Consider the following 22,564-nt stretch of genomic DNA (forward strand, 5'->3'; position numbering starts at 1 on the left):
GGGTCGGATCGGTCAGTAGCCGCCGGAGCGTCGGGTGAGCAGCGCGATCGTGGCCCGATCGCCGGCGGAGGTGGCGGACGCCGAGGTGGTCAGCGCGGTGAGCACCTTCCAGGCGAAGGACGACTCGGCGGGCAGCGTGGCACCGCGCACTGTCGGCACCGTCACCTCGACGGTCAGCGCATCCTCGGTGACCGCGAAGCGGCACTCCAACTCGGCGTCGCGGGTGGCGATGGCGAGCAGCATGGCGCACGCCTCGTCGACAGCGATCCGTAGATCCTCGATCTCGTCGAGCGCGAACTGCAACCGGGCCGCGAGACCGGCGGTGGCGGTGCGGAGCACGCCGAGGTAACCGCCGTCGGCAGGCACAGTGAGGTGCACCACGTCGTCGTCGGTCGCTGGCTGGCCAGTCAGTTGAGTCACGCCTCATCCCCCCGGTCGGGGACTCTACCCGGTCAGTCGCCCATACGCGTGCCGGCGGTGGTGGCCTGCTCGGCCAGCTCGCGGAGCGCGGCGTCGCTGAGCCGGTAGGGAACCCACTCGCTCATCTGTTCGGCGCCGACCGAGGCGTAGAAGCCGGCGGCCGGATTCCAGTCGATCATCGACCACTCGAGCCGCTGGTAGCCGCGTCGTACGCAGATGTCGGCCAGCGCGGCGAGCAGCAGTCGACCGGCGCCGGTGCCCCGTGCGGCCGGCCGGACGTAGAGGTCCTCCAGGTGGATGCCGTGCACGCCGGCCCAGGTGGAGAAGTTGAGGAACCACAGCGCGAAGCCGACCGGCTCGTCGTGCTCGTCCACCGCGACATGACCAAAGAGCGCCGGAGCGGTCGTACCACCGCTCCAGCTCGGCGCGTCCGACCGCAGGTCACGACCTGGGGGAGCAGTAGCGAACAGGGCCGAGGTCAGCTGCTCGGTGGTGAGGTGGCACTGCTCCGGGGCGCGCTCGTACTCGGCCAACTCGTGCACCATGGCGACGACGGCCGGCACGTCCTCGGGACGTGCCGGCCGGATCGTCGGGATGACCGGAGAGGTCACGCCTTCTTGGTCTCCCAGAAGATCTTCGAGATCTCGTCGATCTTCGCGAGCAGCTTGTCGGCGGTGGCCGGGTCGAGGCTGCCCTTGACGCCACCGGCGCCGGCGAGCTTGGTGGCCTCGTTGAACAGGCTGTGCAGGTTCGGGTACTTCTCGAAGTGCGGCGGCTTGAAGTAGTCGGTCCACAGCACCCAGAGGTGGTGCTTGACCAGCTCGGCGCGCTGCTCCTTGATGATGACGGCGCGGGTGCGGAACTCCGGGTCGGTGTTCGACTGGTACTTCTCGCAGATCATTTTGACCGACTCGGCCTCGATCCGGGCCTGAGCCGGGTCGTAGACACCGCACGGCAGGTCGCAGTGAGCGCTCGCGGTGACGCGGGGCGCAAGGATGCGCGGAAGTCGCATCGGGATCCTCCATGGGAAGTTTGCGATGATCAAAGGCGACATTACTCCTGGGGATGCTCCCCGAACCGGGTGGAGGTGAAACCAGTGGTCGCCGATCACCCGGCTGAGGTGCCCCGGTTGCGGAGGCCACTGACCGCCGTTCTGGTGACCGGCCCGTCCATGGCCCCTACCCTGCGACACGGCGACGCGGTGTTGGTCCGTCCCGGCGGCCGCCCGATCCGAGCCGGCGACGTGGTGGTCGCGGTCTTCCGGACCCGGCCCGATCTGCTGGTGGTGAAGCGTGCGGTCCGGCCGCAGGACGGCGGCTGGTGGCTGCGCGGCGACAACGACCTGATCACCGATGACTCCCGGGCGTACGGGGTGGCCGACGTACGCGGACGGGTGGTGGCCCGCTACTGGCCGCGCCCCGGACGGGTACCTCGTCGTCAGTTATGACCCTGCTCACATCCGGGGGGTGGTGCCGACACTATGCTCGGAAAGTGCCCGGGTGACCCCCCGCACCGCGTGCCACAGCTCGCCGCCCACCTCGCGGCGGGGCCGGCCGCCTCACATCTGCTCGACAGATCCTGGAGTCACCACCATGTCTTCGTCCACCGTGGACCCCGCTGATCCCGTCTTCCTGCTGCACCGGGGCGGCAAGATGGCCGTCACCTCGACAGTGCCGCTCACCAGCCGGGAGGACCTCTCCCTGGCGTACACCCCGGGGGTGGCCCGGGTGTGTGAGGCGATCGCCGCCGACCCTGCCCTGGTTGACGAGTACACCTGGGTGTCGCACACGGTCGCGGTGGTCACCGACGGCTCGGCGGTGCTCGGGCTGGGCAACATCGGTCCCCGGGCCGCGCTGCCGGTGATGGAGGGCAAGGCGGTGCTGTTCAAGCAGTTCGCCGGGGTGGACGCGGTGCCGGTCTGCCTGGACACCCAGGACGTGGACGAGATCGTCGCTGTGGTGCGGGCGCTGGCCCCCTCGTTCGGTGGGATCAACCTGGAGGACATCAGCGCGCCGCGCTGCTTCGAGATCGAGCGTCGGCTCGACGAGGCGCTGGACATCCCGGTCTTCCACGACGACCAGCACGGCACTGCGATAGTGGTGCTGGCCGCGCTGCGCAACGCCGCGATGTTGCTCGACCGCAAGCTCGGCGACCTGCGGGTGGCGGTGAGTGGCGCGGGCGCGGCCGGCGTGGCCGTGACGAAGATGCTGATCGCCGGGGGCGTCAACCCCGACCAGGTGGTGGTCTGTGACTCCAAGGGGATCATCGGCCGGCACCGCACCGAGCTGACCGGCACCAAGGCCGAGCTGGCGGCGAGCACGAACGCCGACGGCCGCCACGGCGACATCACCGAGGCGTTGCGCGACGCGGACGTGCTGGTCGGGGTCTCCGGCGGGCAGATCCCCGAGGCCGCGGTGGCCGGGATGGCACCCGGCGGGATCGTGTTCGCGCTGGCGAACCCGACCCCCGAGGTGCACCCGGAGGTGGCCGCCCGGCACGTCGCGGTGGTCGCCACCGGGCGCAGCGACTACCCCAATCAGATCAACAACGTGCTGGCCTTCCCCGGGGTGTTCCGCGGCGCGCTGGATGCCGGTGCCACCCGGATCACCGAGGCGATGAAGGTCGCCGCCGCGGACGCCATCGCCGGTGTGGTGGCGGAGTCCCTGACCGCCGACGCGATCGTCCCGTCCCCGCTCGACCCACGCGTCGCGCCGGCCGTGGCCGAGGCGGTCGCCGAAGCCGCCCGCCGCGACGGCGTCGCCCGCCGGTAGGCGCACGCGTCGACCGGGGCGCTCCGGCGCCGCCGGTGAGCGCACGCGTGAGCTGGGGGCGATCCGGCGCCGTATGCGCCGCTGGCCTGCGCGCACGCGTGGGCCAGGGGCGCTCCGGCGCAGCATGCGCTGCTGGCCTACGCGCACAGCTTCTTAACGAGCGCTCAGCTTGTTACCGTGCCGATCATGCGTGCTGCCTTTGCCTCCCGTTTCGACGACGCCGACCCGCTCGCCGCGCTCACCGTCGGCGAGCGGCCCGAGCCGACCCCTCCGGCCGACGACTGGGTGACCGTGCAGTTGCGGGCCACCTCGCTCAACCACCACGACCTCTGGTCGCTGCGCGGGGTGGGTCTCACCGAGGCCCAGCTGCCGATGATCCTCGGCTGCGACGCGGTCGGGTTGGACCCGGAGGGCCGCCCGGTGGTCGTGTACCCGGTGGTCGTCACACCGGGTGACCCGCGCGGGGTTTCCATCCTCTCCGAGCACTTCGCCGGGACGCTCGCCGAGCGGGTGGCCGTACCCCGATCGAATCTGATTCCGCTGCCCGACGGCATGGCGGCGACCGACGCGGCGTGCCTGCCCACGGCGTGGCTGACCGCGTGGCGGATGCTGACCACAAAGGGCCGCGTCGCGGACGCCGACAGCGTGCTGGTCCAGGGCGCGGGCGGCGGCGTGGCCACCGCGGCCGTCGCGCTCGCCGTCGCGATGGGCAAGCGGGTGTACGCGACCAGCCGCGACGCCGTCAAGCGGGACCGGATCTCGGCCCTCGGCGCCATCGCCGTGGAGCCCGGCGCCCGGCTGCCGGAGCGGGTGGACGTGGTGATCGAGACGGTCGGCGCGGCCACCTTCGACCACTCGCTGAAGTCGGCAGCGCCGATGGCCCGGATCGTGGTCTCCGGCGCGACCGCCGGGCACGAGCCGTCGGTCAACCTGCGCCGGGTCTTCGCCATGCAACTGGAGATCCTGGGCACCTCCATGGGCACGCCCGGCGAGCTGTACGAGCTGCTGGCGTTCTGCTCCGACAACGAGGTGCGCCCGGTGGTGGACAGCGTCATCCCGTTCAGCCGGGTCGAGGACGCCTTCGCTCGACTGCACTCCGGGGACGCCTTCGGCAAGGTCGTCATCGACCACACCGCCTGACGCGCGGCCCGCGCGCCCGGCCCGGCCCGGCCCCGCCCCGCCCCGCCCGGCCCGGCCCGGCCCCGCCCGGCCCCGCAAGATCGCACAACATCATGGAAGTAGTGGTCTCCGCGTCGTCGGAGGCCACTATTTCCTGGTTACTGCGTGATCTTCAGGGGTCGGAGCGCCCGGGGGCGGCGGCGTGGGCGGGACGTCAGAGGTGGTCGTCGAAGGTGGCGATGTCGCCGCGCGTCGCGTCGGTGGGGATGCGCTTCCTGGCGTCCGCGTCGCCGTAGAGCGACCAGCGCAGGAACTCGACAGACGTGTCCGAGACGACCCGCAGCGTCGCGCCGTCACTGAGCAGCGCCCGCCCGTGGTCGCCCTTGGGCAGGCTCAGCATCGCCTTCGGCCAGGGCACCTTGTCGTACGCGGCCTTGCCCGCCGCGTACTCGACCACCTCGTCCAACTCGCCGTGCACGAACAGCTGCGGTGCTGCCGCACCGGCGAACGCGGTGCCCACGCCGAGCGCCGTGCCGGCGAACACCACACCGGCGTCCAGCCGCTCGTCCCGGCTCGCGGTGAACAGGCCGATGGTGGTCACCCCGCCCGCCGAGTGCCCGGCGGCGGCCACCCGCTCGCCGTCCAACCGGCCACGCAACGCGTCTCCGGCAGTGCCGTCCAACGCCAGCACCTGGTCCAACGCGTACGACACGTCGGCGGGTTGGTTGAGCACGTCGAGGACGTTGTTGTCAGCGCCCCGGGAGGTGTGCGGGAACGTCGGCGCGGCCACCACGAAACCCGCCGCCGCCCAGCGGGTCAGCAGCGTGGCGTAGTCGTCCGGCCGCCCACCCAGGCCATGACTGAACATCACCACCGGGAAGCGGCCCTCCGCCGCCGTCGCCGACCGCTTGGCCTTGCCGCCGGACTGCCCGGCCGCCGGGTACCAGAGCGTCGTCGGCAGCGCACGGCCGTCCCGGTCCAGCTTGAGCTGGCGTACGCCGACCGCGAAGGCGCGCTGCGGGGCCTTGCCGGCGGGCACCTGCGGTGTCGGCGTGGCGGCGGGCGGTGGTTCGACGGGTGCCTGCTGGCCCTCGGTCTTCCTGGCGTCCGCCGAGCAGCCGACCAGACCGGCCATGAGGACGGCGCTGGCCATCAGTGCGGGAGCGATGCGACGCGACATGAATCCGATTGTGCCTTGCCACGCAGACGTGCCCGGCCGGGTTCGGCGTGGCGTGCCCATCCGCTCACCCACAGTTCAACCGGTAGCGCCGGCCGGGCCGAGTGCGCGCAGTCTGGCCAGATCGTCGGCGTCCTTCGGGCGGCGGGGGCGTTCCGGCATCCAGACCGGGTACATCTGCTTGAACTCGATCTGGGCCGCCACCGAGATGGTCGGCACGGTGAGCGGGCCGATCCGGCCGGGTGGGGCGTCCAGCATCCCGGCTGGCAGCGGGGTGCCGGCCCAGGGCCCGGCACCCACCGTCGGTCGGCCGGAGGCATCGCGACCCAGGTACGCGAAGCTGACCTCCACGTCGGCGGCGAACAGGTCGAGCTGTGACTCCACCGGGACCCGCGGGTCGGGAAGCCAACCCCGGGCCAGCAGCAGGTTGGCCAGCCGATCGGCGTCGTCACGCCAGCAGTACCAGTCGACGTCGACGTGCGGGCGGGTCACCGTGCCGAACTGGAAGTCCATCGCCCAGCCGCCGCGCAGCCAGACCGGGATGCCGTCCGCCCCGGTCACCGCGATGACCTCGGCGATGCTCGCCAACTGCCGGCGCGCAAGCTCGTCCACCAGACGACCGTACCGGTGTCGGTCGGGCCGGCAGGGGGCGCGCGGCCCGCCCCCATCGTTCAACGGTAGGTGCCCGGGCGGGCGTGACGGCCCCGCCGTCCGGACCGGGTACGCCCGCCACCCGGTCGGGTCACCTCCGCCGGCCGGGCCCACCCCTGGGACGCAGCGGGCCGGGGACGGTGCCGCGTGGCCAGCTTCGCTACTGTCACCGACATGCCTGAGAACTACACGGACCCCAGCGGCAACACCGAGGCGTTCCGCGCCTTCAACCAGACGCCGGAGACCGCGGCGCCGACGGAGGCCCCGTCCCGCCTGCCGCTGATCATCGGTGCGGCAGTGGTCGTCGTGGTGCTGGTGGCACTCGTCGCCTGGCTGGCGACCGGCTGACCGGGTCGCCTGGCTGGCGCTGGCGCCGGCACTGAACGGGCTCTACCGACACGCGCGCACCCTCGGGCCTCCCGGGGGTGCGCGCCTCAGTGGCGTCAGGCCGCCCCGACCACGTCCCGGGTCTGCCGGGCGATTTCCCGCTCCTCGTCGGTGCGGATGACGCAGACGCTCACCTCGGCGCCGTCGGGCGAGATCAACCGGTCGCCCGTGCCGTCGTTGCGGGCGTCGTCCACGGCGATGCCGAGCCGGCCCAGGCCGGCCAGCGCGGCGGCCCGCACCGGCGCGGCGTGCTCGCCGACCCCGGCGGTGAAGGCGATCGCGTCGACCCGACCGAGCAGCGCGTAGTACGCCCCGACGTACTCGGTGATGCGCCGGCAGTACACGTCGAAGGCCAACGCCGCCGCCCGGTCACCTGCCGCCCGGCGTTCGAGCACCTCGCGCATGTCGTTGACACCGGTCAGCCCGAGCAGGCCGCTGTGGTGGTTGAGCAGGTCGTCGATGTCGTCCACCGACAGCCCACCCTCCCGGCGCAGGTGGAAGATCACTGTCGGGTCCACGTCGCCGCTGCGGGTCCCCATCACCAGCCCCTGCAACGGGGACATGCCCATCGAGGTGGCGACGCTGCGACCGTTCGCCACCGCGCAGGCGCTGGCCCCGTTGCCCAGGTGCAGGGTGATCGTGTTGACCTGCTCGTACGGACGGCCCAGCAGCTCGGCGGTGCGCCGGGACACGTACGCGTGTGAGGTGCCGTGGAAGCCGTATCGACGGATGTCGTACCGCTCGGCGGTGTCCCGGTCGATCGCGTACGTCGCGGCGGCCTCCGGCAGGGTGTGGTGGAACGCGGTGTCGAAGACGGCGACCTGCGGGACGTCCGGCAACGCCCCACGGGCCACTTCGATGCCGGCCAGGTTGGCCGGATTGTGCAGCGGGGCGAGCGGCACCAGATCCTTGATCGCGGCCAGCACCGCGTCGTCGACAAGCACCGGCGCGCTGAACGTCCGGCCACCGTGCACCACCCGGTGTCCGACCGCCGCCAGCCCGGTCAGGTCCAGTCCGTCCAGGATCTGCCGGACCGCCTCGGTGTGGTCCGCCGGGCCGCCACCGGGCTCACCGACCCGCTCCACAGTGCCCTGGTCGAGCACCCGGTCCCCGTCGTAGTGGCGCCACTTCACCGACGACGACCCGCAGTTGAGCACCAGCACCCGACTCACGACGCCTCCTCGGTGGCCGCCTGGATGGCGGTGATCGCCACAGTGTTGACGATGTCCGGCACCGTGGCGCCCCGCGACAGGTCGTTGACCGGCCGCCGCAGGCCCTGCATGACCGGGCCGACGGCGACCGCCCCGGCCGAGCGCTGCACCGCCTTGTACGTGTTGTTGCCGGTGTTCAGGTCCGGGAAGATGAAGACAGTGGCGTGCCCTGCGACGGGGCTGTCGGGCAGCTTCGTGGCCGCCACCGCCGGGTCGATCGCCGCGTCGTACTGGATGGGCCCCTCGACCAGCAGGTCGGGCCGGCGCTCCCGGACCAGCGCGGTGGCCGCGGCGACCTTCTCCACGTCCGCGCCCGCGCCGGAGCTGCCTGTCGAGTACGACAGCATCGCGACGCGGGGTTCGATGCCGAACCGGGCGGCGGTGTCGGCCGACGAGATCGCGATGTCGGCGAGCTGGGCCGCGTCCGGGTCGCGGTTGACAGCGCAGTCGCCGTAGACCAGCACCCGGTCGGCGAGCAGCATGAAGAAGACGCTGGAGGCCACCGAGACGTCCGGCAGCGTACGGATGATCTCGAACGCCGGTCGGATGGTCGCGGCGGTGGTGTGCGTAGCGCCGGAGACCATGCCGTCGGCTCGGCCGGTGGCCACCATCAGCGTGCCGAAGTAGTTGGGCTGCGCGACGATGTCGTGCGCCAACTCGGCGGTGACGCCCCGGTGGGCGCGCAGCCGGGCGTACTCGACGGCGAAGTCGTCGCGCCACTCGCTGGTGCCCGGGTCGACCACATGCACGTCGCCGAGGTCGATGCCCAACTCCCGGGTGCGTCGGGCGATGTCGTCCGGCCGGCCGAGCACCGTCAGCTCGGCCACTCCACGGCGTAGCAGGATCTCCGCCGCGCGCAGGATCCGCTCGTCGGTGCCCTCCGGCAACACCAGGTGCCGGGGCTTCGAGCGGGCACGGTCGATCAGCTCGTTCTCGAACATCAGTGGCGTGACCCGCGCCGACCGGCTGACCCGCAGCCGACGGGCCAGGTCGTCGGTGTCCACACAGCGCTCGAACGCGCCGAGCGCGGCCTCCACCTTGCGGGGATTGGTCGCGCTGGGCCGGCCCTCGATGCGACTGGACGCGGCCACCGTGTCGTAGCTGTCGAGACGCACGGAGAGCACCGCCAACCCGGTGTTGAGTCCCTCCACCAGCCGCATGACCCTGGGGTCGGGCTGCTCGCCGAGGGTGAGTACCAGCCCGGACACCGACACCTGCCCGGCCACGTGCGCGGCGCTCGCGGCGACGAGCAGGTCGGCCCGGTCCCCGGGCGTGATCACCAGGGCGCCCTCGGTTAGGTGGCCCAGCAGGGTCGGCACGTGCGCCGCGCCGACCACGAAGTCCAGCACGTCGCGACCGAGCGCGGTGTCATCCCCGGCCAGCAGGGTGGCGTCGAGCGCCGCCGCCACCTCCGCCACCGTCGGCGCTGACACGCTCGGCACCTCCGGGATGGCGTACGCGGGGACCGGCAGCTCGGGCAGCGTCATCGGCTCGGTGACCCGGTTGGCGATCACCGCGAGCACCGTCGCGCCGAGGTCGGCCAGATCGTGGTACGCCCCCCGCATCGCCGACGCGACCGCGGCCGGCTCCTGCCCGAAGCCGTCCACCACCGGCACCACCACGCTGCCGAACTCGGTGGCCAGCCGGGCGTTGAAGGCCAGTTCCCGAGGGTGGGCCGGGTCGCCCGGCTCGTCGAAGTCACTGCCCACCACCACCACGGCCGGGCACTGCCGTTCCACCGCCCGGTAGCGCTCGACGATGGCGGAGATGAGCTGCTCCCGTCGGCCGTCGGCGACCAGCGCCGACGCCTCGGCGTAGCTCGCCCCGGCCAGTTCGGACAACGGCACCTCGACCCGGTAGCGCTCGCTCAGCAGGGCGAGGATCGGGTCCTGGCCGCTGTCGGCCACCAACGGCCGGAACACGCCGATCCGCCCGACCTGGCGGGACAGCAACTCCGCCAACCCGAGGGCGATCGTCGACTTGCCCCCGCCGGACCCCACGCTCGTCAGATACACACTTCGGGCCACAGCCCCACCCTAGAAGATCGCAAGGCCCACCACCTGGGCCCTCCGGCCCTGCCGGCCCCACCCTTCCCCCCAGTGATCATGAAGTTATTGCCCGACGCGCCGACGACACGCGCGGACAACTTCATGATCACCGGGCGCGGAACGGGGTTAGGCGTCTTCGTCGTCGGGGTCGTCCAGGCGGGCCAGGTAGGTGGCCAGGCGCTCGATGGGGGTTTCGAAGTCCGGGTTGAGGTCGACGAAGTCGCGCAGGCGCTCGCCGAGCCACTCAAGGGTCACCTGCTCCTCGCCCCGGCGCTCGACCAGCTCCTCGATGCCACGGTCGGTGAAGTACATGGGTACGTCCTTGTGCTCGGCCCGGCTCGGGCCGGGCGGGTGCTGGGTGGATGGTCAAACGGCCGGCGGGACCTACGAGAGCCGGGGCAGGACCGTGGTGAAACGGCCCTACCCCGGCTTCCGTGCTCAGGTCAGGTCACGGGCGGGGGAGAGCCGCCTCGATCAGCGCGTTCTGCTCGACCTCGTGGGTCTTGGCCGAGCCGACCGCCGGGGCGGCCGCGGCCGGGCGGGAGATCCGCCGCAGCCGAACGTCGGTGAGGTGCTCCAGCAGGTTGAGCGCGACGAACGACCAGCCGCCCTGGTTGGCCGGCTCCTCCTGCACCCAGGCGAAGTCCTCGGCGTTCGGGAACTGCGCGAGGGCGGCCCGGATCTCCTCCACCGGCAGCGGGTACAGCTGCTCCAGCCGGAGGATCGCGGTGTCGGTGACGCCACGCTCCTGCCGGGCCTGGAACAGGTCGTAATAGACCTTGCCGGAGCAGAGCAGCACCCGCTTCACCGCCTCCGGAGCCGGGGCGGCAGTGTCGCGCAGCACCGGCTGGAAGGTGCCGGTGGTGAAGTCCTCCACCGACGAGACGCAGAGCTTGTGCCGCAGCAGCGACTTCGGCGTGAACACCACCAGTGGCTTGCGCTTGGGCGACAGGGCCTGACGGCGCAGCAGATGGAAGTAGTTCGCCGGGGTCGTCGGGATGGACACCCGCATGTTGTCCTCGGCGCACATCTGCAGGAACCGCTCCGGCCGACCGGAGGTGTGGTCCGGGCCCTGACCCTCGTGGCCGTGCGGCAGCAGCAGGGTGATGGCGGAGCGCTGGCCCCACTTCACCTCGCCGGACGAGATGAACTCGTCGATCACCGACTGGGCGCCGTTGACGAAGTCGCCGAACTGGGCCTCCCAGGCGACGAGGGCGTTGATGTTCTCCACCGAGTAGCCGTACTCGAAGCCCATCGCCGCGTACTCGCTGAGCAGCGAGTCGTGCACGAAGAACCGGGAGCGGTCGCCGTCGCTGGTCAGCGACTTCAGCGGCAGGTAGTCGTCGCCGGTGCGGGAGTCGACGACGGAGGCGTGCCGCTGGACGAACGTGCCGCGACGAGAGTCCTGTCCGGCGAGCCGGACGGTGACCCCGTCGTGCAGAAGCGCCCCGAGCGCGATGATCTCGCCGAAGCCCCAGTCGATGTTGCCCTCGACGGACATCTTGGCCCGCCGGTCCAGCAGCTGCTGGATCCGCTTGTGCGGGGTGAAGCCCTCCGGCAGGTTGATGTGCGCCTCGCCGATGGCCTTGACCACTGACGCGTCGGTGGCGGTGTCGACCTGCGGCTCCGGCTCCTCCTCGCGGCGCGGCCGGTTGAGCTGGCGCGGTGCCGAGGCGGCGTCCCGGGTGGCCTTGAAGACCTTCTCCAGCTGCGCCTGGTAGTCGCGCAGCAGCTCCTCCGCGTCCTCCACGGTGATGTCACCGCGACCGATCAGCTCCTCGGTGTAGAGCTTGCGGACCGAGCGCTTCGAGTCAATGATCTTGTACATCTGGGGGTTGGACATCGATGGGTCGTCGCCCTCGTTGTGCCCGCGCCGGCGGTAGCAGACCATGTCGATCACGACGTCCTTGTTGAACGTCTGCCGGTACTCGAATGCCAGCCGGGCCACCCGGACCACTGCCTCCGGGTCGTCGCCGTTGACGTGGAAGATCGGGGCCTGGATCATCCGGGCCACGTCGGTGCTGTAGAGGCTGGACCGGCTGTATTCCGGGGCGGTGGTGAAGCCGACCTGGTTGTTCACCACGACGTGCACGGTGCCGCCGGTGCGGTAGCCGCGCAGCTGCGACAGGTTGAGCGTCTCGGCGACCACGCCCTGCCCGGCGAAGGCGGCGTCACCGTGCACCGCCAGCGGCAGCACGGTGTAGCCCTCCAGCTTGAGGTCGATCCGGTCCTGCTTGGCCCGGACGATGCCCTCCAGCACCGGGTCGACGGCCTCCAGGTGCGACGGGTTGGCCACCACCGACACCTTGACCGCGTGCTCGCCGTCGGGGGTGGTGAACTTGCCGTTCTGACCCAGGTGGTACTTCACGTCGCCGGAGCCCTGCGTCGAGCGCGGGTCCAGGTGACCCTCGAACTCCGAGAAGATCTTCTCGTACGGCTTGCCGACGATGTTGGCCAGCACGTTGAGCCGACCCCGGTGGGCCATGCCGATGACGACCTCGTCCAGCCCGTTCTCGGCGGACGACTCCAGCACCTCACCGAGCAGCGGGATCAGCGACTCGCCGCCCTCCAGCGAGAAGCGCTTCTGGCCGACGTACTTCGTCTGCAGGAAGGTCTCGAACGCCTCGGCGGCGTTGAGCCGGTTGAGCACGTGCTTCTGCTCGTCGGCGGACGGCTTCTCGTACTTGCGCTCGATCCGTTCCTGGACCCAGCGCCGCTCCTCCGGGTCCTGGATGTGCATGTACTCGATGCCGACCCGGCGGCAGTACGAGTCGCGCAGCACGCCGAGGATCTCGCGCAGCTTCATCCGCTGCCGGCCGGCGAAGCCGTTGACCGGGAACTCGCGGTCCAGGTCCCACAGGGTGAGCCCGTGCTGGAGGACGTCCAGGTCGGGGTGCTTGCGGATCTTGAATTCCAGCGGGTCGGTGTCGGCCATCAGGTGACCGCGCACCCGGTACGCGTGGATCAGCTCGTGCACCCGGGCGGTCTTGTTGATCTGACCCTCGGAGTTGACAGCGACGTCGCGCATCCAGCGCACCGGCTCGTACGGGATGCGCAGCGCGGTGAAGATCTGGTCGTAGAAGCCGTGCTCGCCCAGGATCAGCTCGTGCATCACCTTGAGGAACTCGCCGGACTGCGCGCCCTGGATGATCCGGTGGTCGTACGTGCTGGTCAGCGTGATGATCTTGCTGACCGCCAGCTCGGCGAGGGTGGCCTCGGACATCCCCTGGTAGGGGGCCGGGTACTCCATCGCGCCGACGCCGATGATCGCGCTCTGCCCCTGCATGAGCCGCGGCATCGAGTGCACGGTGCCGATGCCGCCCGGGTTGGTCAGCGAGATCGTGGTGCCGGAGTAGTCCTCCATGGTCAGCTCGTTGCGCCGCGCCCGTCGGACCACGTCCTCGTACGCCTGCCAGAACTGCCGGAAGTCCATCTGCTCGCAGCCCTTGATGGAGGGGACCACCAGGTTGCGGCTGCCGTCGGGCTTGGCGAGGTCGATCGCGATGCCGAGGTTGACGTGTGCCGGGCGGAGCACCGCCGGCTTGCCGTTGGCCTCGGCGAAGGAGTTGTTCATCTCGGGGTGCTGGACCAGCGCGCGCACCAACGCGTAGCCGACCAGGTGGGTGAAGCTGACCTTGCCGCCCCGCCCACGGGCGAGGTGGTTGTTGATCACGATGCGGTTGTCCACGAGCAGCTTGGCCGGGACCGCGCGCACGCTGGTCGCGGTGGGCACGCTCAGCGAGGCGTCCATGTTCTGGACGATCTTCGCCGCGACGCCCCGCAACGGCGTGGTCTGCGGGCCGTCGGCACTCGGCGCGGCGGCCTTGGCGGCCGGCTTGGCCGCAGCGGCCTTCTCCGGCGGGGCCGGGGCGGCGGACTTGGCCGACGCCGGCTGGGCGGCGGCCGGCTTGCTCGCGGTCGCCGGCTTGGCCGGGGCCTTCGGCTGGGCGACGGTGGCGGCTGCCTCCGGCTGACCGTCCGGTTCCGGGGCGGCGGCCGGCTTGTCCGATGATTCGGCGCCGCGCGGGGTGCCCGCTCCCGGTGCCGGTCGGTAGTCGGCGAAGAAGTCGTGCCAGGCCGAATCGACGCTCGATGGGTCGGCGAGGTAACGCTGGTACATCTCCTCGACGATCCACTCATTCGGGCCGAAACCCGCCAGTGGGTTCTCCTGCGAAGTCTGCTGGGTCGACACGGCCGGTAATCGCCTCTTTCACGCGGGTTTGTGTGGCACGCGGTGGGTCCGTCGCGCCCGATTAGGAGCACGGACTAGACGGCTCCCAGGCTACGCCGTACCGATCCCGCAGGCATTTCCGCCTCGGTCCCGTGGCCGGTTTCACAGAAGATGCCAGAAGTTCGGCAACGCCTGCGCGCACCGTGCCGAACTGGTAACACCCGGCCCTCGTGCGGCCGGGCGTCGAGCGTGACGCCCGACCCCGGAGCGGCCAGCCGCCCCGGGGTCGCGGACGACGTCAGGCGATGTCGCGCCGCCGGGTGAGCAGGACTCCGGCGATTCCGCTGACCAGCGCGTAGCCGATCAGCACCAGGGCGCCGACCCACCAGGACGGGGTGAACTCCGAGGTGCCCTCCGTGATCATGACCTGGGATGCCACCGCGGGCCAGATCACCTGCCACTTGAGCACCGCCTGGCTGTCGAGCACGTTCGACAGGAGCAGGAACAGCAGACCCACCACCTGGGTGCCGATCAGATAGAGCACCGCCGCCGTGATCACCGCTCCGAGCTGGTTGGTGATCAGCGTGCCGATGCCCACCCCGAGGATCGTCCAGATGGCGTAGGCCAGCAGGTTGAACAGCAGCGCCCGCTGCACCGGCCACTCACCGAGCTGGGTGCCGTAATCATTCGCGGACAGGAAGATCGCGCCGGCGGCCAGGTCGATGAGCGTGGTCGCCAGCCAGAACATGAAGCCGAGCAGGCTGGCGGCGACGAGCTTGCTGACGATGACCGACGTTCGCCGGGGAGTCGTCAGGAACGTCGTGGTCGCGGTCTGGTGGAAGAACTCGTTGGTGACCATCAGGATGCCGATGAGCATCACGAACATCAGCCCGAGGTACTGGCCCGAGGTGTAGAGGTTCGCCGCCTGCGCCGGGGCGGTGGCCTGCTCGGCGCTGACGCCGATCTCCTCGGCGTCGCCACCGAGCGTCGTGACGGCCAACCACGCGTTGATCGCGAACGCCAGGGCGATCGAGAGGAACGCGCCGAGGGCCAGCCACCACCAGGTGCTGGTGGTACGGATCTTGAGTAGCTCGGATCGGACCAGGTTCATCGGATGCCCGCCTTTCCGGCCGTCAGCTCCAGGAAGACCCGTTCCAGATCGGGCCGTTCGGTGGTCAGTTCGTGCAGCTCGACCCCTGCCGCGAGGGCGGACCGGCCGATCGTCGGGGCGTCCACCCCGCCAACGAGCAGCACACCCTGCTCGTCGGTCTCGATGGTCGCCGACTGCGCCTTGAGGGCGGCGGCCAGCACCTCGGCCTGCGGGGTGCGGACCCGGACCCGGGCGCCCTGGGCCATCGAGCCGAGCACCTGGTCGACTGGACCCTGCCGGACCAACTGCCCGGCCGCGATGATCACCACGTCGTCGGCGAGCAACTGCATCTCCGACAGCAGGTGGCTGGAGACCAGCACCGTACGGCCCTCGTGGGCGAGGTTCTTGAGGAACCCACGCATCCACCGGATGCCCTCCGGGTCCAGCCCGTTCGCCGGCTCGTCGAGGATCAGCACACGGGGGTCACCGAGCATCGCGGCGGCGATACCGAGCCGCTGCTTCATGCCCAGCGAGTAACCCTTGAACTTGCGCTTCGCCGCCGGGGTCAGCCCGACCAGGGCCAACGCCTCGTCGGCCCGCTGCTTGGGCAGCCCGGCCGCCGCGCAGATGACCCGGAGGTGGTTGATGCCGGTGCGGCCCTTGTGTGCGCTGGACGCCTCCAGCACCGCGCCCACCTGCCGCAGCGGGGTGGCGAGGTCGGCGTACCGCTGGCCGCTGATGGTGGCCGTGCCGGCGGTCGGCGTGACCAGATTCAGCAGCATGCGCAGCGTGGTGGTCTTGCCTGCGCCGTTCGGGCCGAGGAAGCCGGTCACCCGTCCCGGCGCCACAGTGAAGGACAGGTTGTTCACCGCCCGGACGTTCTTGTACTGCTTCGTCAGACCGGACACCACGATCTGACCGTCGTTGGTGGGGCTTCGCTGCCCGTCAGTCATCGTTCTCCTCCCGTGTGTGGCGTCGAGGTACGCCGTGGCACAGCGTGACGGCCCGTGGCAACAAGGTCAATCAGGCGCGGTCAGTACGTCTGCCTCCGTCGCGGGGTGGAGGCGACTCATCCCTGCGGACTACGGCCCGGATTCAACTGGCGATCCAGGTTGCCCGCGCCGCGCCGAGCAAGGACCCGTCCGGGCCGTACAGGCTGGTGTGCACGAGCGCCTTGCGCCCATCGACGCGCAGCAACGCCCCGGTCACCACGCACTCGTCGCCCGGCTCGGGCAGCGCCTCGACCACGGCGGCGATCCGACCCAGCAGGTACGGGCGGCCCGGCGCGAGCACCGCCCAACCACCAGGGCAGTCCAGCGCAGCCCAGACCGTTGCCGCGCTGACCTGTGCGGGCGCGCGGAACGGCGCGGCGGTCCGGCCATCGGGCAGCCGGCCGGGGAAGATCCGCAGCCCGTCGGCCCGCTGCGGGCCGCAGACGTAACAGCTGGGGAACGGATGCTCGACCAGGCCGGGGTAGTCGGCCGCGGCGGCCACCGCCGTCGCCAGGTCGACAGGGGGTACGACCGCATCGATCACCCCGGCCGGGCGCACCTCGGCCACCAACTCGCCGGCCGGGTCCCGGACCTCGCCGTCGACCACTGTCAGCTCGGTCTCCAGCGGTGGTGGCCGGCGTAGCGTCACCTCGACCGGCCCGCTGCCGCCCGCCTCGGCGGCGAAGATCCCCGCGCTCCAGCCGCCGTTGCCGGAGCCCGCGGGCCCGTTGTAGCGGGTTTCGATGCGCATCGTCGACCTCCGGTGGTGCGTGCCGGCGTCGTCGCCGGACCGTTCCGCAGCCTCGCACGGCCGAGGTGGGAGCCATCTGCCGGCCGGCGTTCATCCTGCCGACACCAGTGGTCCCCGTGAATGGCAACCCGGGCCCTTACACAGATCCCATGGCCGTTCTGCATGCCGCTGGCGCACCCCTGAAGACCAGCGGATACACCCTGCTGATCGCCGACGACCCCACCCAGGTCGCGGCCGCGCAACGCCTGCGCCACGAGGTGTTCGCCACCGAGCTCGGCGCCACCCTCCTTCCCGGCGAGGCCGGATTGGACGTGGACCCCTTCGACGCGTACTGCGACCACCTGATCGTCCGCGAGGACAGCTCCGGCGAGGTGGTCGGCACGTACCGGCTGCTGCCGCCGGGGCGCACCAGCCGGCGTTACGCCGAGGACGAATTCGATCTGAGGCCGCTCGACCCGCTCCGCGACGACCTGGTGGAGGCGGGCCGGTCCTGCGTGCACCCGGACCACCGCTCCGGCGCGGTGATCAACCTGATGTGGGCCGGCATCATCAGGTACCTGCACCTGCGCGGCTCCCGCTGGCTCGGCGGGTGCGCGTCGGTGCCGGTGGCTGACGGCGGGCGGACGGTGGCCGAGGTGTGGACCCAGGCCCGGGCCCGGCACCTGGCGCCGCCGCCGCTGCGGGTACGACCGTTGCGGCAGTGGTTCGCCGAGGCGGCTGCCGCCGGCCCGGTCGCCGCTGCCCCGACCGGGCGGGTGGCGGTGCCGCCGCTGCTACGCGGCTACTTCCGGCTCGGCGCGTGGATCTGCGGCGAGCCGGCCTACGACAGCGACTTCGGGTGCGCGGACTTCTACGTCCTCTTCTCCCTGGACCGGATGAACCCGCGCTACCTGCGGCACTTCCTCGGCGGTGAGCAGCGGTGACCGCCGTGCCGCGCGACCTGTGGCGGCCCTCCTCGGGCTGCGACGACGACTGCCTGCCGGCGGCCGGCGAGGTGCCCACGGTCCCGGTGGCCCGCCGGGTGCTCCGGCTGGTCGCCGCGCTCGGCATGCTGCTGGCCGGGATCCCGGTGGTGGCGCTGCTGCCGGTGCTCCCCACCCGGGAACGGCAGGCGCTGGTCAGCGGCTGGGCGCGGGCCAGCGCTCGCGCGTTCGGCGTCCGCCTCGTGGTCCGGGGTCGGTTGCCCCGGCGGCGCGCGCTGCTGGTCGCGAACCATGTCTCCTGGCTGGACATCCTCGCGGTGCTGGCGGTGGCGCCCACCCGGATGGTGGCGAAGCGGGAGATCCGCTCCTGGCCGGTGGTCGGTCTGCTGGCCTCGGTGGCGGGCACTGTCTTCGTGGACCGCGCCCGGCCGCTGGCGCTGCCGAGGACCGTCGCCCGGGTCGCCGACGCGCTGCGCGCCGGGCGGTCGGTGGCGGTCTTTCCGGAGGGTACGACGTGGTGTGCCCGCAACGGTGCCACCGACTGCCGCCCCGGCGGTGGGTTCCGGCCCGCGACGTTCCAGGCGGCGATCGACACGGGCAGCCCGGTGGTTCCGCTGCGGCTCACCTACCGTTGTGCGGCCACCGGGTCGACCACCACGGCAGCCGCCTTCCTCGGTGCGGACACCCTGCTGCGTTCGGTGGCACGGGTGGTCGCGGCGCGGGAGCTGGTGGTCTCGGTGACGATCGCCGCTGCGCTGCACCCGGCCCGTGACGCCGACCGGCGGTTGCTCGCCCGGGCCGCCGAGTCGGCCGTACACCTGGTGCCGGCGGCGGGTGCCGTGGCGCGGGCCCGGCTGCGGCCGGTGCCGACGGTGACCCCGGGCGTTCCCGTGCCGGCTCCGCTCGTGGATCGGGAGCTGGACCTGGCGGCCTGAGGAGCACGTCGAACGGCGAACGGGCGACCACCTCTCGACCTGTCTTGTGGTGTCGCGATGTATCGCGTTACATTCGCCTCCTGTTCGGCGCGCCTCCCGCGCGTCGTCGAGAGGGGGACGCCATGGCCGGCTGGACGGTCGAGAGCCCGCAACGGCTCACACTGGACGCTCCGGTCGTCCGGCTGGACGTTCGACTGATCAGTGGGCGGCTCAACGTGGTCGCCACCGACGGGCCGACCCGGATCGACGTGACCCAGGTCGGCCGTCGGCCGGTCCTGATCGACCACACCGACGGTCGGCTCAGCATCCGCCAGGAGCGCGGTCGGGGCTGGTCGGACGTCCTGCGCTGGTTCCGGATGATCCACCGCTACCCCCGGGTGGACGTCTCCATCGCCGTGCCCGCCGACGTCCTCGCCGATCTGGGCCTGGTCGCGGGCTCGCTGGTCGCCTCCGGCCTGCGCCGGCAGACCATCGCCAACGTCGTCGCCGGCCAGATCACCCTGATGGGGCTGCGCGGCAGCACCTCCGCGAAGCTCACCTCGGGGCCGGTGGAGGCGCTCGGCGTCCGCGGCGACCTCACTGTGGAGACGGTCTCCGGGGAGGTGATCCTCGCCGACAGCGCCGCCGAGCGGGTCCGGGCGCAGACCGTCTCAGGTCCGATCACCTGTGATTTGGACAACCCGCGGCGCAGCGAGATCCGGTTGAGCACCATCTCGGGCAGCATCACCGTCCGGGTCCGCGCGGACAGCGACCTCGCCGTCCAGCTGAGCACCGCCTCCGGCCGGATCACCAGCGGCTTTCCACAGCTGCGCACCTCGACGTTCCCACTGCCCAGCAGCGAGGGGGTGCTCGGCGCCGGCGACGGTAAGCTCTGGGCTTCCGCGACCTCGGGGAGCATCGCCCTGCTCGCCCGAGCCGTCGACGACGACGAAGAGGAGCTGCCGTGACCGCCGTGTTCAGCCACGGGCGGCTCCGGCTCTACCTGCTCAAGCTCCTCGACGACGGCCCGAAGCACGGCTACGAGCTGATCCGCCTGCTGGAGGACCGCTTCCTCGGGCTGTACGCGCCCAGCGCCGGCACCATCTACCCCCGCCTGCAACGGCTGGAGGTCGAGGGTCTGGTCAGCCACACCGCAGCCGGCGGCCGCAAGACGTACGACATCACCGACGCCGGCCGGGCGGAGCTGCGCCAGCGGGCCGGCGAGTTGACAGCGTTGGAAACGGACATCGCGGCATCCGTGGCGGATCTCTCCAGCCTCGCCGGTGAGATCCGCAGCGAGGTACGCGGCTCGGCGCGCGACCTCAAGCGCGAGTTGAGCGAGGCCACCCGGCAGACCCGGCGGGCCCGGTGGGAGGCGCCCGCACCCGAACCACAGCCCAGGCCGGCATCGACCGCCGGGCCGCAGGCCGAGCTGCTCGACGAACTCGACAAGCGGCTGGCCGCGTTCACCGTCGAGGTGGGCCGGCTGATGCGCGCCCGACAGTTCAGCGACACCCAGCTGCGCACCGCGATCCGGCTGCTCGACGGCGCCCTGGACGGGTTGCGTCGCCTGCTGCGCTGACCGGCGTCGCCGGACGGTCGGCGACTCACAGCCTTTTTGCAGGAAGCGTCCAGCGCTGGCGCAGTGACGTCACCGATGATGGGCGCATGCCCGCTACCCAGACCGAGGCGCGACTGCTCGTCGTCGAGGACGACCCCAACATCCTCGAACTGCTCTCCGCGAGCCTGCGGTTCGCGGGCTTCGACGTGGCAACCGCGACAAGTGGAAGCGCGGCGCTCAACGCCGCCAAGGACCACCGGCCCGACCTGGTGGTACTCGACGTGATGCTCCCCGACCTGGACGGCTTCGAGGTCATCCGGATGCTCCGCGAGGGCGGCACGCGTACCCCCGTGGTGTTCCTGACCGCCCGGGACGCCACCGACGACAAGATCCGTGGGCTGACCCTGGGCGGCGACGACTACGTCACGAAGCCGTTCAGCCTGGAGGAGTTGACCGCCCGGATCCGCGCCGTGCTGCGCCGCACCACCACCGGCGAGCAGGCCCCGTCCCGGCTCACCTTCGCCGACCTGGAGTTGGACGAGGAAACCCACGAGGTGCACCGTGCCGGCCAGCGGGTGCAGCTCTCGCCGACCGAGTTCAAGTTGCTGCGGTACCTGATGCTCAACGCCAACCGGGTGCTGTCCAAGGCGCAGATCCTCGACCACGTCTGGAACTACGACTTCCGGGGCGACGACAACATCGTCGAGTCCTACATCTCGTACCTGCGGCGCAAGGTCGACACCACCCAACCCCGGCTGATCCACACTCTTCGCGGCGTCGGCTACGTCCTGCGCAAGCCGGCGGCGTGAACGCGGTCCAGCAGGCGAAAGGGCGGGTCCGCAGCGTTCCGCTGCGGGTGAAGCTGGTCACCTCGGTGCTCGCGCTGGTCGCCGTCGCGCTTCTGGTGATCAGCTCGCTGACCGCGTACTTCCTCCGCAACTACCTGGAGGGCCAGGTCGACGGCCAGGTCCGGTCGACCGCCCAGGGCCTCGGCCAGGTGCTTCTGAAGCTGCGCACCGGTGAGGTCGGCGCGTTGCTGCCCAGCGACTACGTCGTGATCGTGGCCGACGAACGGCAGGTGTACGACCCCCTGTACGACAAGCGCAACTTCGACCCCGATCAGCTACCCACGTTTCCTGCCAGCCGCAAGGACTTCGAGGCGGCGGAGGGCGAGCCGCGGACTGTCATCTCACACGATCGCCTCACCCGGTGGCGGGTCTACTACGCGGCTCAACCGGACGGCTCGGTGCTGGCAGTGGGTCAGCCGCTGACCGAGGTGGACCGGGCGGTGAAGCAGCTCGTCTGGATAGACCTCCTGGTCGGTGGCGCAGTGCTGATCATGCTGGCCTCGGTCGGCGCGGCGATCGTCCGGACCAGCCTCAAGCCCCTCGTCGAGATCGAACAGACCGCCGCCGCGATCGCCGGCGGTGACCTGACCCGCCGGGTGCCCGACCCGGAGGAGGGCCAGGCCGAGCCGACCTCGGAGCTGGGCCGGCTCTCCCGTGCGCTGAACGCGATGCTCACCCAGATCGAAGCGGCGTTCACCGCCCGTGCCGCGTCGGAGACCTCGGCCCGCTGGGCGGAGAGCGCTGCCCGGGACGCCGCCGCCGCAGCTCAGGCGTCCGAGGCGCGGGCCATCCGCTCCGAGGAGCGGATGCGGCAGTTCGTCGCCGACGCCTCGCACGAGCTACGGACTCCGCTCACCACGATCCGTGGCTTCGCCGAGCTGTACCGGCAGGGTGCGGCCCGTGAGCCGGAACAGACCGCCGGGCTGCTGCGCCGGATCGAGGACGAGGCGGCCCGGATGGGGCTGCTGGTGGAGGATCTGCTGCTGCTCGCCCGGTTGGACATGGAACGGCCGCTCTCGCTGACCCCGGTGGAGCTGCCGGTGCTCGCCACCGACGCGGTGCAGGCCGCGCGGGCGATGGCACCGGACCGCCGGATCGAGCTGGAGATCAGGCCCGAATCCGGCCCGCTCGTCGTCTCCGCCGACGACGCGCGGCTGCGGCAGGTGATCGGCAACCTGGTCACCAACGCGCTCACCCACACCCCGCCGGAGGCCGAGGTCCTCGTACGGCTGCGCGCCGAACCCGGTGGCTTCGCCGTCGTGGAGGTCGCCGACACCGGTCCCGGCCTCTCGGCCGAGCAGGCCGAACGCGTCTTCGAGCGGTTCTACCGGGCGGACGCGGCCCGTACCCGGCGGGCCGACGGCAATACCGGCACTGGCCTCGGCCTGGCCATTGTGGCGGCGCTGGTCGCTGCCCACCACGGCTCGGTCGAGGTGGCCGAGACGCCCGGCGGCGGGGCCACCTTCCGGGTTCGGCTGCCGCTGCTGGCGCAGATCGACGGAGCGGGCGAGTGACTTTCAGCCAACTTCC

The 22,564-nt window shown here is 71.5% G+C and carries 22 protein-coding genes; 10 read left to right on the forward strand and 12 right to left on the reverse strand.

Translation table 11 applies throughout. The annotated features are described in order from the left end of the window. Positions 1–12: 12 nt before the first annotated feature. From AB0B98_RS24230 to sodN, 3 genes are read right to left on the reverse strand one after another with little or no spacing between them, the layout of a single operon-like run. The gene (locus AB0B98_RS24230) at positions 13–420 is read right to left on the reverse strand and encodes an ATP-binding protein (protein ID WP_238668182.1); all 408 of its coding nucleotides are present in this window, start codon (positions 418–420) and stop codon (positions 13–15) included. Between the two features lie 32 nt (positions 421–452). Beyond that, positions 453–1,031 carry a GNAT family N-acetyltransferase gene (locus AB0B98_RS24235; protein ID WP_357365504.1) on the reverse strand — a complete coding sequence of 193 codons (579 nt, stop codon included), beginning with the start codon at positions 1,029–1,031 and terminating at the stop codon, positions 453–455. Further along, a complete protein-coding gene (gene sodN / locus AB0B98_RS24240; RefSeq protein ID WP_030490383.1) occupies positions 1,028–1,432 on the reverse strand; it encodes a superoxide dismutase, Ni in 405 nt (134 codons plus the stop codon). Before sodN ends, AB0B98_RS24235 begins: the two co-directional genes overlap by 4 nt. An 84-nt stretch (positions 1,433–1,516) precedes the next feature. Here sodN and AB0B98_RS24245 point away from each other — a divergent pair, with 84 nt between their 5' ends. From AB0B98_RS24245 to AB0B98_RS24255, 3 genes are all read left to right on the forward strand, one after another. Beyond that, positions 1,517–1,867 (forward strand): S24/S26 family peptidase, encoded by a 351-nt coding sequence (locus tag AB0B98_RS24245; protein WP_238677854.1) that lies wholly within the window; start codon positions 1,517–1,519, stop codon positions 1,865–1,867. A gap of 145 nt (positions 1,868–2,012) precedes the next feature. After that, complete coding sequence (locus AB0B98_RS24250; protein WP_238668179.1) at positions 2,013–3,191, forward strand: NADP-dependent malic enzyme; 1,179 nt, start codon at positions 2,013–2,015, stop codon at positions 3,189–3,191. Between the two features lie 177 nt (positions 3,192–3,368). Beyond that, positions 3,369–4,331, forward strand: a complete 963-nt coding sequence (locus AB0B98_RS24255) for a zinc-binding dehydrogenase (protein ID WP_112583659.1) — start codon at positions 3,369–3,371, stop codon at positions 4,329–4,331. 193 nt (positions 4,332–4,524) lie between these two features. Here the strand turns inward: AB0B98_RS24255 and AB0B98_RS24260 are convergent, their stop codons facing one another. Then, on the reverse strand, positions 4,525–5,490 hold the full coding sequence (locus AB0B98_RS24260; protein ID WP_238668178.1) for a dienelactone hydrolase family protein: 966 nt from the start codon (positions 5,488–5,490) through the stop codon (positions 4,525–4,527). 75 nt (positions 5,491–5,565) lie between these two features. Next, complete coding sequence (locus tag AB0B98_RS24265) at positions 5,566–6,099, reverse strand: aminoglycoside adenylyltransferase (RefSeq protein WP_357365506.1); 534 nt, start codon at positions 6,097–6,099, stop codon at positions 5,566–5,568. Positions 6,100–6,312: 213 nt separating this feature from the next. On the opposite strand from AB0B98_RS24265, the gene AB0B98_RS24270 reads away from it, so the two are divergent. After that, positions 6,313–6,486, forward strand: coding sequence for a hypothetical protein (locus AB0B98_RS24270; RefSeq protein ID WP_167362491.1), 174 nt, complete (start codon positions 6,313–6,315; stop codon positions 6,484–6,486). 95 nt (positions 6,487–6,581) lie between these two features. Here AB0B98_RS24270 and AB0B98_RS24275 read toward each other — a convergent pair whose 3' ends face one another. The 7 genes from AB0B98_RS24275 to AB0B98_RS24305 form a co-directional block, all read right to left on the reverse strand. Then, positions 6,582–7,697, reverse strand: a complete 1,116-nt coding sequence (locus AB0B98_RS24275) for an acetate kinase (protein ID WP_357365508.1) — start codon at positions 7,695–7,697, stop codon at positions 6,582–6,584. Further along, on the reverse strand, positions 7,694–9,763 hold the full coding sequence (gene pta / locus AB0B98_RS24280) for a phosphate acetyltransferase (protein WP_357365510.1): 2,070 nt from the start codon (positions 9,761–9,763) through the stop codon (positions 7,694–7,696). Before pta ends, AB0B98_RS24275 begins: the two co-directional genes overlap by 4 nt. 147 nt (positions 9,764–9,910) lie before the next feature. Then, on the reverse strand, positions 9,911–10,096 hold the full coding sequence (locus tag AB0B98_RS24285) for a DUF6104 family protein (RefSeq protein WP_030490374.1): 186 nt from the start codon (positions 10,094–10,096) through the stop codon (positions 9,911–9,913). A gap of 136 nt (positions 10,097–10,232) precedes the next feature. After that, positions 10,233–13,976, reverse strand: a complete 3,744-nt coding sequence (locus tag AB0B98_RS24290; protein ID WP_357365511.1) for a multifunctional oxoglutarate decarboxylase/oxoglutarate dehydrogenase thiamine pyrophosphate-binding subunit/dihydrolipoyllysine-residue succinyltransferase subunit — start codon at positions 13,974–13,976, stop codon at positions 10,233–10,235. 277 nt (positions 13,977–14,253) lie between these two features. Beyond that, a complete protein-coding gene (locus AB0B98_RS24295) occupies positions 14,254–15,066 on the reverse strand; it encodes an ABC transporter permease (RefSeq protein ID WP_203121789.1) in 813 nt (270 codons plus the stop codon). Next, on the reverse strand, positions 15,063–15,998 hold the full coding sequence (locus AB0B98_RS24300; protein WP_238668173.1) for an ATP-binding cassette domain-containing protein: 936 nt from the start codon (positions 15,996–15,998) through the stop codon (positions 15,063–15,065). Before AB0B98_RS24300 ends, AB0B98_RS24295 begins: the two co-directional genes overlap by 4 nt. A 142-nt stretch (positions 15,999–16,140) precedes the next feature. After that, a complete protein-coding gene (locus tag AB0B98_RS24305) occupies positions 16,141–16,788 on the reverse strand; it encodes a hypothetical protein (RefSeq protein ID WP_357365514.1) in 648 nt (215 codons plus the stop codon). A gap of 149 nt (positions 16,789–16,937) precedes the next feature. Between AB0B98_RS24305 and AB0B98_RS24310 the strand changes: the two genes are divergently transcribed. The 6 genes from AB0B98_RS24310 to AB0B98_RS24335 all read left to right on the forward strand — a co-directional run bounded on the left by AB0B98_RS24310 (position 16,938) and on the right by AB0B98_RS24335 (position 22,548). After that, the gene (locus tag AB0B98_RS24310) at positions 16,938–17,711 is read left to right on the forward strand and encodes a GNAT family N-acyltransferase (RefSeq protein WP_357365516.1); all 774 of its coding nucleotides are present in this window, start codon (positions 16,938–16,940) and stop codon (positions 17,709–17,711) included. Beyond that, positions 17,708–18,646, forward strand: a complete 939-nt coding sequence (locus AB0B98_RS24315; RefSeq protein WP_357365518.1) for a lysophospholipid acyltransferase family protein — start codon at positions 17,708–17,710, stop codon at positions 18,644–18,646. Before AB0B98_RS24310 ends, AB0B98_RS24315 begins: the two co-directional genes overlap by 4 nt. Positions 18,647–18,768: 122 nt before the next feature. Next, the gene (locus AB0B98_RS24320) at positions 18,769–19,593 is read left to right on the forward strand and encodes a DUF4097 family beta strand repeat-containing protein (protein ID WP_357365520.1); all 825 of its coding nucleotides are present in this window, start codon (positions 18,769–18,771) and stop codon (positions 19,591–19,593) included. Beyond that, positions 19,590–20,207 (forward strand): PadR family transcriptional regulator, encoded by a 618-nt coding sequence (locus tag AB0B98_RS24325; protein ID WP_238668168.1) that lies wholly within the window; start codon positions 19,590–19,592, stop codon positions 20,205–20,207. The genes AB0B98_RS24320 and AB0B98_RS24325 overlap by 4 nt, the downstream gene beginning before the upstream one ends. An 86-nt stretch (positions 20,208–20,293) precedes the next feature. Next, positions 20,294–20,995 carry a response regulator transcription factor gene (locus AB0B98_RS24330; RefSeq protein ID WP_030336721.1) on the forward strand — a complete coding sequence of 234 codons (702 nt, stop codon included), beginning with the start codon at positions 20,294–20,296 and terminating at the stop codon, positions 20,993–20,995. Further along, positions 20,992–22,548, forward strand: a complete 1,557-nt coding sequence (locus AB0B98_RS24335; protein ID WP_357365522.1) for a HAMP domain-containing sensor histidine kinase — start codon at positions 20,992–20,994, stop codon at positions 22,546–22,548. The genes AB0B98_RS24330 and AB0B98_RS24335 overlap by 4 nt, the downstream gene beginning before the upstream one ends. The last annotated feature ends 16 nt before the right edge of the window (positions 22,549–22,564 follow it).

It is taken from the genome of Micromonospora sp. NPDC048947, from assembly GCF_040649495.1.
GTDB lineage: Bacteria > Actinomycetota > Actinomycetes > Mycobacteriales > Micromonosporaceae > Micromonospora > Micromonospora alfalfae.